Source organism: Ruegeria sp. CDSB117 (genome assembly GCF_059611005.1).
The window spans coordinates 1-15,068 of record NZ_JBXWOS010000042.1; the positions used below are offsets into that span (position 1 = coordinate 1).

Here is a 15,068-nt window from a genome sequence, read left to right on the forward strand (position 1 = left end):
AGTTCGCCCAACTGGCAGGGTAAACCGCTAACAAATTCCACTAATGCTCTGCCATCTGAAAAGTTTGCGACAGAACCCGTTTGCATCATTTTTTTCGGCGAGCCGTTTGTAAGTCTCGCGCTTGGGGACAAGTATGCAGCGGTCATTCCCATTCTCGCATGGCTTGCCATCATGCAGGGAATTCGAGCGTCGCGCAGTGGCAGCACCACTATGGCAGTCGCAAAAGCTCGAACTGAAAACGCCATGATCGCCAATATCGTCCGTGTGAGCGCTTTACCTCTCGTGTGGCATGCGGCGTACCACCAAGGCAATATTTTGTCGGTTATCTGGATAGGTATAGCTGCAGAGCTTGTCAGCGCGATTGGCTCTCTGGTTCTATTACGCCGGCGCACCAATTTTTCACTTTCACCGATCATTTTACCTTCGATTTTTACGCTTTTGTTTTTGGCGGTGAGTGGCGTTCGAACAAATGAAACGTTGCAGGTGAGTATTATTTCACAGACCTACTGGGGCGCGGTTTTATCCGTCGCCTTTCTGATTGGGGCAATCGCATCAATGAAAGAGTTGCGAACTTACGTGCGCCGTCGAGCCATGCCCAACTATGCTGAGTAAAGCAGATGGTTTTGCCACGGTATCTCTGGAGTGGTTGCTCAAACCTGGATTTGGACTTAATTGGCGTCGGTGGATTCAATATCCATCAGCTACAAACGTCACCGGTTTCCTGGCCAGATCATTGCGCGCGCGGTGTGGTTGTAAACTTGCTTCAATCTGAGCTTGCGCAAAATTGAGGAGATGTTGTTGCGAGGCCGGCAGGGTCGTACAGGCGACGTCTGGTACCTCGATGAGGTTGTTGTGGTATGTCGGGCCGTTTTTGGCGTCAGCGCTTTTGGTTCCATATAGCCGTATTGGATAAGAAAGAGTCCTTGGCTCATCGCAACCACTGAGGAGTGGATGATAAGAAAGACAAGGAAGAGCCCTGGCGAGAAGATCGTCAAAGATATCAAACGGGCTGTGCGCATGTATCCCGGGCTGGAAACAACACAAGCGGCTCGCGCGAAGTGACAAGCACCGCTACAAACCGCGCAACCACATTATGATCATGTTCGGTAGGCTCAAAGAATGGCGGAGAGTGGCGACACGCTACGACAGATGCCCAAAAGTCTTTCACTCGGCAATCGTTATGGCTGCACTCGGCACTTCCTGGCTATGTGCCTTGAACCAAGGGAAGTATTGGTAAAAAGATCAGATCGCCCTAATGAAAAAGCGCCCAAAATAGTTCCGTGCCCTGGAAGGGTAAGTGGCATTCTGTTTTCCTGACCACAATCGCTTAAACCCGAGGTCGGACTGCTAAGCTGAAAAAGAATGTCCATCGATCGGCGATCCAACACATATGTTCCAACCTCCAACCCGGCATTGGCGCTGCAGGTGGCTTTTTTGCCTCTTTCGGTCGCAAGCGATTATTAGAAATGCTTAATGCCGGGCGCGATCGTTGCGATACGCAGAGGTTCGATCAAGGATGTCATGCTCGCTATCGGAAAGCCGACAAACAGTGGAATTCTGATCTCTGGCCTTTTTTCTGACAGCGTGATTATTTTACTATCAGGAAAACTTTGATGCTATGATACTCCGAATGGATTGGGTTTTCCGCTGCTCCTGCTTGCAGAACCAGTTTGGACAAGTGTAGCAAGACATTGAAAGAGTGAAATTGAAAAAACGCGATAAAGAAATGGCGGCAAATCTGACTCAGGACCCACATTCCGTTCGTTCGGGTAACAGAGAAAAAGTTCTTGAAGTTGCCATCGGCCGCGAGGTTCGCGCCTTTCGCAAGCAGCAGGAAATAACCGTCGCGGAGCTGGCCCAGCTAACCGGATTGTCGATTGGCATGCTGTCCAAGATCGAAAATGGAAACACGTCACCGTCCTTGACGACCCTGCAGTCATTGGCGGATGCACTGTCGGTTCCTTTGACAAGTTTTTTCAGACAGTTCGAAGAACGCCGGGAGGCGGTTCATACAAAAGCAGGTGAAGGTGTCGAGCTGGAGCGTGAAGGAACACGCGCCAACCACCAATATAACCTGTTGGGGCATATTGGCGCCAACGGATCAGGCGTAATTGTAGAACCCTATCTTATAACTCTAACTGCTAAATCCGACGTGTTTCCAACATTCCAACATGGTGGAATCGAGACGATTTACATGCTGGAAGGTGAAGTGGATTATCGCCATGGGGACCAGATCTACCCCCTGAAACCAGGTGACACCCTGTTCTTTGATGCGGACGCGCCCCATGGTCCGGAACGGTTGGTTAATCTGCCGGCCCGCTACATTTCGGTGATCAGCTATCCGCAGACAAACTGATCGGCTTGCGCAACAGGAAATCCGTGGGTCTGTCATAGCCTTCATGGCTGCCCGTATTCACGATCGTGAACCCAAGCCTTGAAAAAACGCGATGGTTTTCAGTAAGTTCCACGCGCGTTTCCAGTTCCAGCGCAGGCAGACCAAGCTCAGTTGCACGGCTTGCAGCATGATCCACCAACGTGCGGCAGATACCTTGCCCCCGCAGTCCTTCCTGAACTGCAAGCTTCCCCAAGTACAGGCTGTCGGGTTTGGGCGTCAGAAACATACATGCGAACAGCGGTCGGCCGATGGCCCAAATTTCACCACCATCCTTACAGTGCTCCCGCATCCCTTCCACCGTCAGCCTATGGATAGAAGACGGAGGGTCGATCCGGGCATCCATGAATTGAAATGACGCACGAAGCAGCGCAAGCGCGTCATATAATGCAAAGTCATCGCTCGGAATTAGCCAAGGCGTGAAGTCCGGATCAGTCATTTGAGCAACGGCACTTCACAATGCTCACTTCGACAAAGGCGGTTCCGATTCAAGATCTGGCCAAATCCCCGGCGATGTGGGTAACCCGTCGTCAAACTGGCCGAGATAGTCCAGCATCATCGGACGGTTGTCGATGAACCCCTTATAAGTGGCCAGCTCTTCAGGCAGGTCCCGAATAACCCGGTGCAGACGGCGACCCCATTTGGGAACAGTCATCAGATCCTGAAAACTGCACAGATAGCAGCGGATCGGGAACACCAGCGCATTGGAGCGCGGCAGACGGAAGAACGTCTGCAACTCGACCCGCAGATGCTGCTTGTGGGCGATGTTTTCGGGCGTCAGCGTGGTCTTTTGGATCCCCCATTTGTGATAGTTTTCCGGACTTGTATCCAGCAAAGGGTTCACCGTCATCGTCCAGTTGAGACGCCGCGCAGGGGCGCCCTGCTGGATATTCAGCAAGAACTTCAGCGCGCGCTTGAATATCCCCATTTCATGGGCCTTCGGAACCGGCGCATGCCATTCGAAAAAGTTCATGCCGATGTCGAAATCCAGGCTCCAATCGGCTTGTGTTGTCACCATGCCGGCGTCCATCCACAGCATCTCATCACGCTGATCCAGCACGGCGAAATCGCCCTGAGCTTGTCGCGTGATGTATTCCATCGGCCCATAAGGCAGCGTGGTTTCATCCATGAAGGTAAAGCTGTGATCGATGCCCATTGGCTTGTTGATCCAACGCCACTGATTGCCGTTGCGATGCAACTCGAACAGATCAGGATAGTCTTCGGACTTGCTAACCATGATCAGTTCCAGCAAGTCCCAGCCGGCCAATGTCATATGCGGCAACGACTGACAGCGCAGCGGGTCCTGATCCAGAACCATTGCGCGGTCTTTCATCTCTGAGACGTAGTGCTCGTCCACGTCGAACCGCATCTCATAGACTGATCCCTCCGGCCCGCCGCGATGCTGTTCCATGTTGACCGAATACATGTAGCTGTCTTCGTGGAATGGGAACGGAAAGCGTTTGATCGCCCAGTCCGAGTTGTGGAACGTATAGTCGTCGCGGAAGGACTCGTCGTTAAATTGAATGGTCATGGTGGGCCTCCTCTCAGCGGTCCAGCACAAGGGACTTGCCCTCGAAACGCGATACGCAGGGCATGATTTTCTTGCCCGATGCCTTTTCTTCGTCGGTCAGCCAGTGATCGCGGTGAACAAAGTTCCCAGCGTGATCCAGCACAACGGTTTCACACTGACCGCAAGCCCCTCCGCGGCACAGATACGGCGCATCCACACCTTCTCGTTCGATGGCTTCCAGCAGGCTTTCGTTCTCGCCCACATGAACGACTTTGTCTGACGCGGCCAGGCGCACTTCGAACGGCTTGCCGGGCTGTGGGGCCAGAAACTCTTCGTAATGCACGCAATCTTCCGGCCAGCCTTCAGCGGCGGCCGTGTTGCGCACCCAGTCGATCATGCCCTTGGGGCCGCAGACATAGACATGCGTGCCCAGAGGTTGCCCGCTCAGCAGGTTCTCCAGATCAATCTGCTGGTTCTGGTCGTCGTAATACAGATGCGTCTCATTGGGATGTCGGTCAGTCAGTTGGTCCGCATAAGATGCCAGCGCGTGATTGCGGCAGGCATAATGCAGCTCCCAATGCCCATGCAGCAGTTCAAGTTGTTTAATCTGCGCCAGAAACGGGGTGATCCCGATGCCACCGGCCAGAAACAGGTGCTTGCGGGCACGCAAATCGAGCGAGAACAGGTTGACCGGATAGCTTATGGTCATCTCGTCGCCCAGCTTGACCTGGCGGTGCATGAACAGCGAACCACCCCTGCCCTCATCATCGCGTCGAACTGAAATGGTGTAGGATGACTGATCAAACGGGTCCGACATCAGCGAATATGGGTTGAGCCGCGTGATGCCACCATCCTGCATTTCGACAACCGTATGGGCCCCACCCGAAAAGGTCGGCAACTGGCCTCCGTCGATACGTTCGAACCGGAACCGCGCCACCAGCTCGTTCAAGGGGGTGATTTCGGTCACTTTGGCCTGGATTTTCTCGGCGCCACTCATTCGTAAATCCCCTTCGGCTCGGGCACGTTACCATGATCTTCGGCATCCACGCGGACACCCTGATAGGCGGCAAGACGGCGGGAGTAGTGATCGCGCACGAACAGGTTAAGCCCGCAATGCGCGCAGACAAACGGGTCAACCTCAACATCTTCGGTGATGCCTTTGCAATGCACGCATTGCATTCGGCGCGCAACCGATCCGCGATGTTCGGTCTGAATTGCCGTGTGCGGCAGCCCTACGGCCATCACCTCGTTCATGGCCTGACCCATCATGCCCTCAGAGCCGGTCAGATAGACCTGCAACCCCATATGCGCGTCTTCCAAAACGCGGCGAATGCGCTGAAGCGAAGCTTCATAGGATGGACCTTCGTAGAATTGCGCAGGCTTCGCTGCCTGCAGTCGCTCAACGTAATCCGTTCCCTTGGGAATATAGATCAGATGGGTTTTAGCCATCAGATCGGGTGTCGCGATGTCGAGAATGGCCTCGGCCCCTTCGGCCTCAGCGATCATGAGATGGTGTTCGCCCGGGCGGACCTCTAGCGTGCCCCAGACCGGGCGGCTTGCGATTGACTTGGGAAATTCGAACTTTGACATTGTGCCCTCAAATAGGAAAAGGGCGCCACGGTGTGTCCGTTGCGCCCCCTTAAACTCAGCCCTTTGCGGTTCTGATCGATTTGTCCTGATCGTAGAACGGCATCTCTTCCGCAGTCGCTGCTATTTCTGTCCCATCGCCGTTGCGGACCGTCAGTTGGGTGCCCGGTGAGGCACACGCAACCGGCATACGGGCGATACCAACATTGTGCCCATTGATTTCGGAATACATGCCGAAGGTGACAACGCCGACCTTTTCACCATTTTGCAGCAGATCCGCGCCCTCGTCCGCAGGGGTCGTGCCGTCAAGTTTGACGCCGTAGATCTTGAACCGTTCTTTGCCTTGCGAAGCATAGTGGTTCTCGGCCCCGATAAAGCCGGTTTTCCCGGGTGACACAGTGAATTCCAAACCCAGTTCCCAAAGCGTATCACCGCATGTTTCGTCGTCGAACGGGTAGGTTTCCGAGTTATCTCCGGGGTAAAACAGCAGATAGCTTTCGGTGCGCAGCAGATCAAGCGTCGAGAACTGGACCGGCACGATGCCCATGTCTTTGCCCTCGGCCAGAATGTTGTCCCACAGGTGTACTGCGTGCTTGGCCTGACAGAAAATTTCGTACCCGCGCTCACCGGTGTAGCCGGTCCGCGAAATCATCACCGGGCAGCCATAGAGTTTGGTTTGCATGATCCCAAAATAAGCCAGATCACGAATTCCGGGAATGTGCTTGGCCAGGAAATCAACGGCCACCGGTCCCTGCAGCGACATGTCGTGCATGTCGTCGTCAAAAATGACCGCGCAGTTTTTGCCCGCCGCCACAGACGTCAGCTGCTCCATGCCCGTGCCGGTTCCGTGCACCACAAGCCATGTGTTCACCGACAAGCGATAGATGATGCAATCGTCAACGAATTTGCCTTCAGCATTCAGGATCGAGGCATAGGTCGAACGACCCGGCATGATCTTTTCCACGTTCCGCGTGGTGACCCGATCAATGACATATGCGGCATCTTCGCCGACCACGTGAACCTTTTTCAGGCCGGAAACATCCATGAGGCCAGCTTTGGTTCGAATTGCTTCATAGTCAGCTTTGGCGCGCTCTGGGCTGTGGTCGTAGAACCATGCGGTTCCCATGCCGTTCCAGTCCTCAAGTTCGCCGCCGATCTCGGCATGGCGCTGCGCAAGGGCGGACGTCCTCCAAAGAATGGCCATGGTTCAGCTCTCCCGTTGATTGCTTTTTGTTGCCATATTGAGGCTGATGTCAGATTGAAAATCAACACCTCTGTGCAGAATATTTTCCTGATGGGAATATTTGCCTTCAATTTCTGAACCCTTAGACGGGGGCTTAGAGTTGAAGGAAACCCCTTATTTTCATGGTCAAAAGCCAGTTTTCGGCCCTTCAAATTAAGAATGCGACACCACTGTTAAAGATGTTTGCCCCACATATCTATTGACAGGTGCCCCATGAGATTGTCCCCTGAGTAGATAAAATTTCCCAGCAGGAAAACTCCGCAGAGAGACCTCCTGCTGCAACAACAGGGAGACTACGAAGTGGATGGCAATCTAAATGCTCTCACGACGATCTTTACCGAGTTCTACTACTGGGTAACGGTCGTTTTCATGTTCCTCATCCATGTGGGCTTTTGCATGTACGAAGTCGGCGCAAGTCGTGCCCGTAACCATATGCACACATTGATGAAAAACATCATGATCATCCCTCTGGTGACGGTCACGTTCTTCTTCTTTGGATGGTGGATCTACTGGGCTTTTCCGAACTTTCCGTTCTGGGGCGGTCTGGACGCAGAAGCGGGCGCAGCGAATCTGCCTTGGGCCGACACGATGGCAACCAATGTTAGTGACAGAATCACCGGCGTTTTCTGGGCAGCATTCCTGCTGTTCTCTTGGACGGCAGCCTCGATCGTTTCGGGTTCCGTGATCGAACGGATCAGGTCTTCGGCGCTCTGGGTACATGCGGTCATGATCGGATCGGTCTGGTGGATCATCGACGCTGCGTGGGGCTGGCACTACGGCGGCTGGATGGTTCGAATTCTCGGCTACCATGATGCATATGCTTCCGGTGTAATTCACGCAATTGCAGGCGGTTACGCATTGGGTGTGATCATGGTTTTGGGCCCGCGCCTAGGCAAGTTCGCCAAGGACGGTACACCACGGGACATTCCTCCGCACAATCCGTGGCTACTGACGATCGGTATCTTCCTGATCTACACTGGTTTCTGGGGCTTCTATGCCGCGTGCAACGTGCCAGTGATTTCACCTGAAGGGATCGATGGGCAGATCACCGGCGTCACCTGGACAGCTACCAATATCTATCTGGCTCCGACGACCCTGTCTGCGATCACCTTCAACTTCCTGATGTCGCTGTCTGGCGGTCTGATGGCGGCTTATGTGATCTCGAAAGGTGATGCGTTCTGGACATTCTCTGGCGGGCTTGCCGGAATTATCACTGCCTCGGCCGGAAACGATTTGTATCATCCGATTCAGGCAATGATCATTGCCGCGATCGGCGTTGTGATCGTGTACAAGCTGCACTACTGGGTCGAACGTCGGTTCAAGCTGGATGACGCCGTTGGCGCCGTTGCGGTGCACGGTTACGCCGGGTTCGTTGGCCTGGTGATTTCGGGGTTTGTTCTGTGGGGCGTCCCGTCATCGCCTTACGAAGGTTATGCGACGATCAACCCGATCGGACAGATCACCGGCGCGGTCATCATGTTCTTTGTTCTGGGCTTCCTGCCCGGATGGGCTCTGGCCAAGATTCAATCTTCAATGGGCGTGCTGCGCATTCCGGAAGAGGTTGAGCTGCAGGGCCTCGATTACGCCGAGCACCATGCCTACGAAGATGCCAAGGCAGCGATCATCGAAGCTGACAAACAGGAATTGGCTGCCCGTGCTGGCGCGGCAGCGAAGTAAAGGAGAAAGACATGTCTACGAACGGATACACAAGCTGGGCTGTCGATCTTGCCGAGGTCGGTCCGATCTACCCCTTCCAAGGCTACGAAGTTCTGATGGTCATCATTGGCGTGGTCTTCTGGATTGGCTGGCATCGCATCCAGTTCGTCCGGGAAGGTGAACACCTTGAGAAGGCCCGCCACACCGGGGACGAAGAGAAGGTGAAGGCACAGCTGGAACGATACTGATCCAGCTTTAAGAGCTGGCAATGGGCGTGAAATCAGAGATCACGCCCATTGCCTGTTAGGAAAAAAACTTTCCTACTATTATTGATGTCCCCAAGTTTTGTTGATACCGTCGAATCATAGTGAAACACACAAGGAGATCTGCCAGCCATGTGCGGAATTGTTGGATTATTCCTCAAAGACCAGTCTCTTGCGCCCCAACTGGGTAACATGCTGACGGACATGCTGATTACGATGACAGACCGCGGCCCCGATAGTGCCGGTATCGCGATCTATGGCGCAGAGTCGGCAGGCAAAACCAAGATTACAGTCCAGTCGCCCAACCCCGATGCTGACTTTGTCGGCCTGGCTGATGAGCTGGGTGAAAAGCTGGGCGCAACGGTTGGTCAGACAAACAACGACACACACACCGTTCTTGAAATTCCCGCCGGTCAGTTCGAAGCCGCACGCGCTGCGCTGGCCGAAATCCGCCCGTCGGTTCGGATCATGAGCCGCGGCGAAAGCCTCGAAATCTACAAGGAAGTTGGCCTGCCTAAAGATGTTGCAGACCGATTTAACCTCAACGGTATGAGCGGCACCCATGGCATTGGGCATACGCGTATGGCGACCGAATCCGCCGTGACGACAATGGGCGCACACCCGTTCAACACCGGGCCAGATCAGTGTCTGGTCCACAATGGATCGCTGTCCAACCACAACTCGTTGCGCCGCAAACTGCGCCGTGAAGGTGTGGTGATCCAGACCGAGAACGACACCGAAGTGGGTGCCGCATATCTGACATGGAAAATGATGAACGGCGCGACACTGGGTGAGGCACTGGAGACCAGCATTGATGATCTGGACGGTTTCTTCACCTTTGTTGTTGGCACCAAAGACGGGTTTGGTGTCGTACGTGACCCGATTGCCTGCAAACCTGCGGTGATGGCCGAAACAGACCAATATGTGGCCTTTGGCAGCGAATACCGTGCTTTGGTGAACCTGCCGGGTATTGAAGACGCCCGGGTTTGGGAGCCTGAACCCTCCACCGTATATTTCTGGTCGCACAACAACAGCCCCACAACCCACGAAAAGGCCGCCTGATATGCAGACCTATGATCTAGAGGCAGACGGGCTGCGCGGGCTGAACTCGTCCCTGCAGGCACAAAACGCCGAGACCAATCAAACCCGATGGGAAATTGTAAACCCGAAGGGCAGCCACGCAATCGCCGTTGGGTTGGACGCGCCGATTGAGGTGACGGTCAAAGGTTCGACCGGGTATTATTGCGCAGGCATGAACCAGCAAGCGACCATAAAGGTCGAAGGCTCTGTTGGTCCGGGCGTTGCCGAAAACATGATGTCCGGTCAGGTCATCGTCGATGGTGACGCCAGCCAATACGCCGGAGCGACCGGCCACGGCGGATTGCTGGTGATCAAAGGCAATGCCAGCTCGCGCTGCGGCATCTCAATGAAAGGGATCGATATCGTCGTGCATGGCAACATCGGCCACATGTCCGCCTTCATGGCCCAGGACGGCAATCTGGTAGTCTGCGGGGACGCTGGGGATGCGCTGGGGGATTCACTCTACGAAGCCCGGCTGTTCGTGCGTGGTTCGGTCAAGAGCCTCGGCGCGGATTGCATCGAGAAGGACATGCGTCCCGAGCATCTGGATATCCTGAGGGATCTGCTGGCCCGCGCGGGCAGCGACGCCAAGCCAGAAGACTTCAAACGCTATGGTTCGGCCCGTCAGCTTTATAATTTCGACGTTGATAACGCCGCCGCTTACTGAGGAAGAAGGGTATGAAAGATATGGACGATCAGATCCCCCGCACCCTGCCGATCCAGTCGGCGACATTTTCCAACCCGATCAATGCCGAGATCCGTCGCGCCGCTGCGACCGGTATCTATGACATTCGTGGTGGAGGGGCGAAGCGGAAAGTACCTCATTTCGACGACCTTCTGTTTCTCGGCGCGTCGGTGTCGCGCTATCCGTTGGAAGGCTATCGAGAACGCTGCGATACCTCAGTAACGCTAGGCACGCGCTTTGCCAAAAAACCGATCGAACTGGATATCCCGATCACCATTGCAGGCATGAGCTTTGGCGCATTGTCCGGCCCGGCGAAAGAGGCTCTGGGCCGCGGCGCATCCGCAGCGGGCACGTCAACCACCACCGGTGACGGTGGCATGACACCAGAGGAACGCGGCCATTCAACCAAGCTGGTCTATCAGTATTTGCCTTCGCGTTACGGCATGAACCCGAACGATCTGCGCAAGGCTGATGCAATTGAGATTGTGGTTGGCCAAGGCGCTAAACCCGGTGGCGGCGGTATGCTGCTGGGTCAGAAGATCAGCGACCGCGTGGCCGAGATGCGCACCCTGCCCAAGGGTATCGACCAGCGCTCGGCCTGTCGCCATCCCGACTGGACTGGCCCGGACGATCTTGAGATCAAGATCCTCGAACTGCGCGAGATCACTGACTGGCAAGTGCCGATCTATGTCAAAGTTGGCGCAACACGCCCCTACTACGACACTGCTTTGGCCGTGAAAGCTGGCGCCGACGTTGTCGTCATGGATGGGATGCAGGGCGGCACCGCTGCCACGCAGGACGTTTTCATCGAACATGTCGGTCTGCCGACGCTGTCCTGTATCCGCCCCGCCGTTCAGGCACTGCAGGATCTGGGCGTGCACCGAGAGGTACAACTGGTCATCTCGGGCGGTATCCGCACCGGTGCCGATGTTGCCAAAGCGCTGGCGCTGGGTGCAGATGCGGTCGCCATAGGCACCGCCGCATTGGTGGCTCTGGGCGACAACGATCCCAAGTGGGAGGCCGAGTATCAGAAGCTAGGCACCACCACCGGCGCATATGATGATTGGCATGAAGGCCAGGACCCGGCGGGTATCACCACGCAAGACCCAGATTTGGCAGCACGCTTGAACCCGGTTGATGCAGGCCGCAGGCTGCGGAACTACTTGAAAGTTATGACACTTGAGGCGCAGACTATCGCGCGTGCCTGTGGTCACAACCATCTGCACAACCTCGAGCCCGAAGATTTGTGTGCCCTGACAATGGAGGCCGCCGCCATGGCGCGGGTGCCGCTGGCGGGAACCAGTTGGTACCCCGGCAAGGAAGGGTTCTGAATAGATGCTGCGCGGCTCCCTGATGGGGGCCGCGTTTTTGCTTTGACAAACCAAAAAACAACAGGGAAAGGAAAGCAATCGTGACGACAGATCTCGCAGCTTTCGCAAAAGAAAAAGGCGTCAAGTATTTCATGATCTCGTTCACCGATCTGTTCGGTGGACAGCGGGCCAAACTGGTGCCCGCGCAGGCGATTGCCGATATGCAGGAGGACGGAGCGGGATTCGCCGGGTTCGCCACGTGGCTGGACATGACACCAGCGCATCCCGACATGCTTGCGGTGCCTGATCCGTCCTCGGTCATTCAGCTACCGTGGAAGCCCGAAGTGGCTTGGGTTGCTGGTAACTGCGTGATGGAAGGAAGCGATGTTGCGCAAGCCCCCCGCAACGTCCTGCGCCGCCTTATTGACGAGGCCGCCGCCGAAGGCATGCATGTCAAAACCGGTATCGAAGCCGAGTTCTTTCTGCTGACCCCGGATGGAGAGCAGATCAGCGACCCATTCGATACAGCAGAAAAGCCCTGTTATGACCAACAGGCCGTAATGCGCCGCTATGATGTGGTGCGAGAGATCTGTGATTACATGCTGGAACTGGGTTGGGGTCCCTACCAGAATGACCACGAGGACGCCAATGGCCAGTTCGAGATGAACTGGGAATTTGATGATGCGCTGCGCACCGCTGACAAGCACTCGTTCTTCAAATTCATGACCAAGTCGGTTGCTGAAAAGCACGGGCTTCGGGCGACGTTCATGCCGAAACCGGTCGAAGGTCTGACCGGAAATGGCTGTCATGCTCATATCTCGGTCTGGGATGCCCCAGGCGCGGATGCAAAAACTAACGTGTTTGCAGGCGAAGGCGAAGGCCCAACCGGAGAGGTCGGTCTGGGAGAACGCGGAAAACACTTCCTCGGCGGCATTATGAAACATGCCTCGGCGCTTGCCGCGATCACCAATCCCACGGTGAACAGCTACAAGCGCATCAACGCGCCGCGGACAATGTCGGGTGCAACTTGGGCACCCAATACAGTGACCTGGACAGGCAACAACCGGACGCACATGGTTCGCGTTCCCGGCCCCGGCAGGTTTGAGCTGCGCCTGCCAGACGGAGCCACAAACCCATATCTGCTGCAAGCCGTCATCATCGCGGCCGGTTTATCTGGCATCCGTTCCGAAGCGGACCCGGGCAAACGCTGGGACATCGATATGTATGCCGAAGGCCACAAGGTGCGCGGCGCACCAAAACTGCCTTTGAACATGCTGGATGCCTTGCGCGAATACGATAAAGACAAAGAACTGAAGGCCATGATGGGTGCCGAGTTCTCATCCGCGTTCCTGAAGATGAAACACCAGGAGTGGAACTCATTTGTCTCGCATTTCTCGCGCTGGGAAAAAGACAACACATTGGACGTCTAAGACGAGTTGCAAGGTTGCGTTTCTGGGCCGCAGCACAAGCTGCGGCCCCGTTTTTCAGGCCCCAAGAGACTCACTAGGATCGTTCTCATGTTTCAGCAAGCGTAAGGCGGGTCCCGGTTTATTTTGAGACCACATCACCAAGCATCAAGACGGCACGCAGATCGTACATTTCTGCAAAGAGCAATCTGTTCCGCAACTGAACGATTTTGACCTTTTGTTAGGAATGGGCGGCCCGATGGATGTTTGGGAGGTCAATGCCATTCCTTGGCTAACGTTCGAAAAGCAAACCATCAGAACGTGGGTGCATGATTTCAATCGACCGTATTTTGACATTTGTCATGGGTATCGGCTTTGATCAGAACCGCGGAACACTACCGTGATTGCCGCAAAGCGACTTTACGTATACCCGGCATCTGCTTCCAACCGCCAATCTGGAACGTCATTAACCAGCATAAGCGCAGCCCGGCGAAGCGTCGCGCGCATCTTTTCCACAACCGGACCGGTCAATTCGCAATCCGCCAATGCGGCATCGAAAGTGTCCAGCCAAAGCTCTGCGTCGGCCTTCCGGATGGGGATATGCGCATGGATTTCGCGCAGGTCCATATGGCCGAAACGTTCACGATAGTAGGCGCGGCCGCCCAGAAACCCGCTGAGAAATTCAAATTGAGCTTGTCTGGTGTGGTTTAGCCCATGTCCCCGAAAATGCAGCCTGTGCAACGAATGCGCTGCCGGATCCGTTTCCATCCGGTCGTAGAAACGATCGACCAGAGCGCGCAGTTGGGTCTCACCACCAAGTTGCTCAATCGCAGATTCCATGTGCTGTCTTTCTGTATCTCTGGCACCTGCAATATTGCATAACAGGAAAATAAGTTTATCAACAGTGGCACTCTGACATACTCATGCTCAGAAGCGGAACCGGGTGAAATCAGTGAGGGAGATGACGGATTGAACGCTCTGGTGCTTGGCCTTTTGGCGGCACTTTGTTGGGGGGTACACGATCTGGCAGTGCGCTATGTCAGCCGGTCTGTCAGTGTTATTGCTTCGCTCATGGCTGTGCTGGTTTCGGGCGCAGTGCTGCAACTTGGTTTGGTTGCGATGATGGGTGAAGTCGACCCAATTCCTGGCACGGCATTGATCAGCGCTGTTGCTGCAGGGGGGTGTTATCTGCTGGCGGGCGTCTGCATGTACGCCGCTTTTCAACGCGGCCCGGTCCGGCTGGTTGCTCCGATTGTTGCAAGCTATCCGGTGTTGTCCGTCTCACTGGCCATCTGGCGCGGCGCAACGGTCAGCCCGCTGCACTGGCTTGCCATCATCGCGATTGGTGTTGGCGTTTCTGTTGTGGCTGCCCAATCTGAACGCGACGCGACCGAATACCCAGCGGCTGGCCCGACGGTGGTGTTATCGATACTTGCAGCAATCGGGTTCGCCGCCACCTTTGCGCTAGGACAATATGCAACCGAACATAATGACGAATACTCAATCTCTCTGGTTATTCGACTGACGGCAGTTTTTGCCCTAGGCATGATCGCCCTGGCATCCCGGAGATCAATCTGGCCTGAGCGTCGGGCTCTGCCTCTTCTCTGTGTCATGGGTGTTCTGGATGCTGTTGCCATCCTTTGCGTGATCGCGGCGGGCGGGTTGCCGAATGCGCAATTTGCCTCGGTGACGGCGTCCGTCTTTGGGTTGCTGACGGTTGTGTTGGCCTGGGCTGTCTTGCGTGAAAAGATGCTGCCACGCCAATGGCTTGGATGTTTGGTTGCGTTTGCGGGAATAGGCTATCTGGCTCTCTGAGGCGACCATTCCGAAAGCTCTTTAAAACAAGGAAATATCAGTTTCGTTAGGGCGCATTTTTTGCGCCCTAACGAAACAGGTCAGGCTGTGAGGCCTTCTGGTTCTGGGAGTTTGTTTGCGC

15 protein-coding genes and 2 pseudogenes are annotated in these 15,068 nt (G+C 55.2%); 11 read left to right on the forward strand and 6 right to left on the reverse strand.

Annotated features, from left to right (window positions below; translation table 11 throughout):
• The 4 genes and pseudogenes from AC2FJC_RS22875 to AC2FJC_RS22890 all read left to right on the forward strand — a co-directional run.
• A partial coding sequence (locus AC2FJC_RS22875) for a hypothetical protein (RefSeq protein WP_496741938.1) occupies positions 1-612 on the forward strand: 612 nt, incomplete at its 5' end.
• A 69-nt stretch (positions 613-681) separates the two neighbouring features.
• Positions 682-753, forward strand: a pseudogene (locus AC2FJC_RS22880) (IS6 family transposase); the annotation flags it as partial.
• A 253-nt stretch (positions 754-1,006) separates the two neighbouring features.
• A pseudogene (locus AC2FJC_RS22885) lies at positions 1,007-1,237 on the forward strand (hypothetical protein); the annotation flags it as partial.
• Between the two features lie 489 nt (positions 1,238-1,726).
• The gene (locus tag AC2FJC_RS22890; protein ID WP_496727519.1) at positions 1,727-2,356 is read left to right on the forward strand and encodes a helix-turn-helix domain-containing protein; all 630 of its coding nucleotides are present in this window, start codon (positions 1,727-1,729) and stop codon (positions 2,354-2,356) included.
• On the opposite strand, the gene AC2FJC_RS22895 is transcribed toward AC2FJC_RS22890, so the two are convergent.
• The 5 genes from AC2FJC_RS22895 to AC2FJC_RS22915 are packed head-to-tail and all read right to left on the reverse strand — an operon-like array spanning position 2,334 to position 6,693.
• Positions 2,334-2,831: a GNAT family N-acetyltransferase gene (locus AC2FJC_RS22895; protein WP_496741940.1), complete on the reverse strand. Its 498-nt coding sequence runs from the start codon at positions 2,829-2,831 to the stop codon at positions 2,334-2,336. The two genes, AC2FJC_RS22890 and AC2FJC_RS22895, sit on opposite strands and share 23 nt — an antisense overlap.
• A 24-nt stretch (positions 2,832-2,855) precedes the next feature.
• Entirely contained in the window at positions 2,856-3,923 is a 1,068-nt protein-coding gene (locus AC2FJC_RS22900) for a heme-dependent oxidative N-demethylase family protein (protein WP_496741942.1), read from the reverse strand.
• A gap of 13 nt (positions 3,924-3,936) precedes the next feature.
• The gene (locus AC2FJC_RS22905; RefSeq protein WP_496741944.1) at positions 3,937-4,899 is read right to left on the reverse strand and encodes a PDR/VanB family oxidoreductase; all 963 of its coding nucleotides are present in this window, start codon (positions 4,897-4,899) and stop codon (positions 3,937-3,939) included.
• Positions 4,896-5,492 (reverse strand): dimethylamine monooxygenase subunit DmmA family protein, encoded by a 597-nt coding sequence (locus AC2FJC_RS22910; protein WP_496741946.1) that lies wholly within the window; start codon positions 5,490-5,492, stop codon positions 4,896-4,898. The genes AC2FJC_RS22905 and AC2FJC_RS22910 overlap by 4 nt, the downstream gene beginning before the upstream one ends.
• A 55-nt stretch (positions 5,493-5,547) precedes the next feature.
• Positions 5,548-6,693, reverse strand: a complete 1,146-nt coding sequence (locus AC2FJC_RS22915; RefSeq protein WP_496741948.1) for an aminomethyl transferase family protein — start codon at positions 6,691-6,693, stop codon at positions 5,548-5,550.
• A gap of 339 nt (positions 6,694-7,032) precedes the next feature.
• Here AC2FJC_RS22915 and AC2FJC_RS22920 point away from each other — a divergent pair, with 339 nt between their 5' ends.
• The 6 genes from AC2FJC_RS22920 to glnT all read left to right on the forward strand — a co-directional run bounded on the left by AC2FJC_RS22920 (position 7,033) and on the right by glnT (position 13,156).
• Positions 7,033-8,409, forward strand: a complete 1,377-nt coding sequence (locus AC2FJC_RS22920) for an ammonium transporter (protein ID WP_496741950.1) — start codon at positions 7,033-7,035, stop codon at positions 8,407-8,409.
• A gap of 11 nt (positions 8,410-8,420) precedes the next feature.
• Complete coding sequence (locus AC2FJC_RS22925; protein ID WP_108861028.1) at positions 8,421-8,636, forward strand: hypothetical protein; 216 nt, start codon at positions 8,421-8,423, stop codon at positions 8,634-8,636.
• 147 nt (positions 8,637-8,783) lie between these two features.
• A complete protein-coding gene (locus AC2FJC_RS22930) occupies positions 8,784-9,713 on the forward strand; it encodes a class II glutamine amidotransferase (RefSeq protein WP_496741952.1) in 930 nt (309 codons plus the stop codon).
• 1 nt (position 9,714) lies between these two features.
• A complete protein-coding gene (locus AC2FJC_RS22935; RefSeq protein ID WP_496741954.1) occupies positions 9,715-10,398 on the forward strand; it encodes a protein GlxC in 684 nt (227 codons plus the stop codon).
• 20 nt (positions 10,399-10,418) lie between these two features.
• The gene (locus AC2FJC_RS22940) at positions 10,419-11,747 is read left to right on the forward strand and encodes an FMN-binding glutamate synthase family protein (RefSeq protein WP_496741962.1); all 1,329 of its coding nucleotides are present in this window, start codon (positions 10,419-10,421) and stop codon (positions 11,745-11,747) included.
• Between the two features lie 80 nt (positions 11,748-11,827).
• Complete coding sequence (gene glnT, locus AC2FJC_RS22945) at positions 11,828-13,156, forward strand: type III glutamate--ammonia ligase (protein WP_496741956.1); 1,329 nt, start codon at positions 11,828-11,830, stop codon at positions 13,154-13,156.
• A 396-nt stretch (positions 13,157-13,552) separates the two neighbouring features.
• On the opposite strand, the gene AC2FJC_RS22950 is transcribed toward glnT, so the two are convergent.
• Positions 13,553-13,972, reverse strand: a complete 420-nt coding sequence (locus tag AC2FJC_RS22950; RefSeq protein WP_496741958.1) for a group II truncated hemoglobin — start codon at positions 13,970-13,972, stop codon at positions 13,553-13,555.
• A 129-nt stretch (positions 13,973-14,101) separates the two neighbouring features.
• Here AC2FJC_RS22950 and AC2FJC_RS22955 point away from each other — a divergent pair, with 129 nt between their 5' ends.
• Positions 14,102-14,947 (forward strand): DMT family transporter, encoded by an 846-nt coding sequence (locus AC2FJC_RS22955; protein WP_496741960.1) that lies wholly within the window; start codon positions 14,102-14,104, stop codon positions 14,945-14,947.
• Positions 14,948-15,068 lie beyond the last annotated feature (121 nt).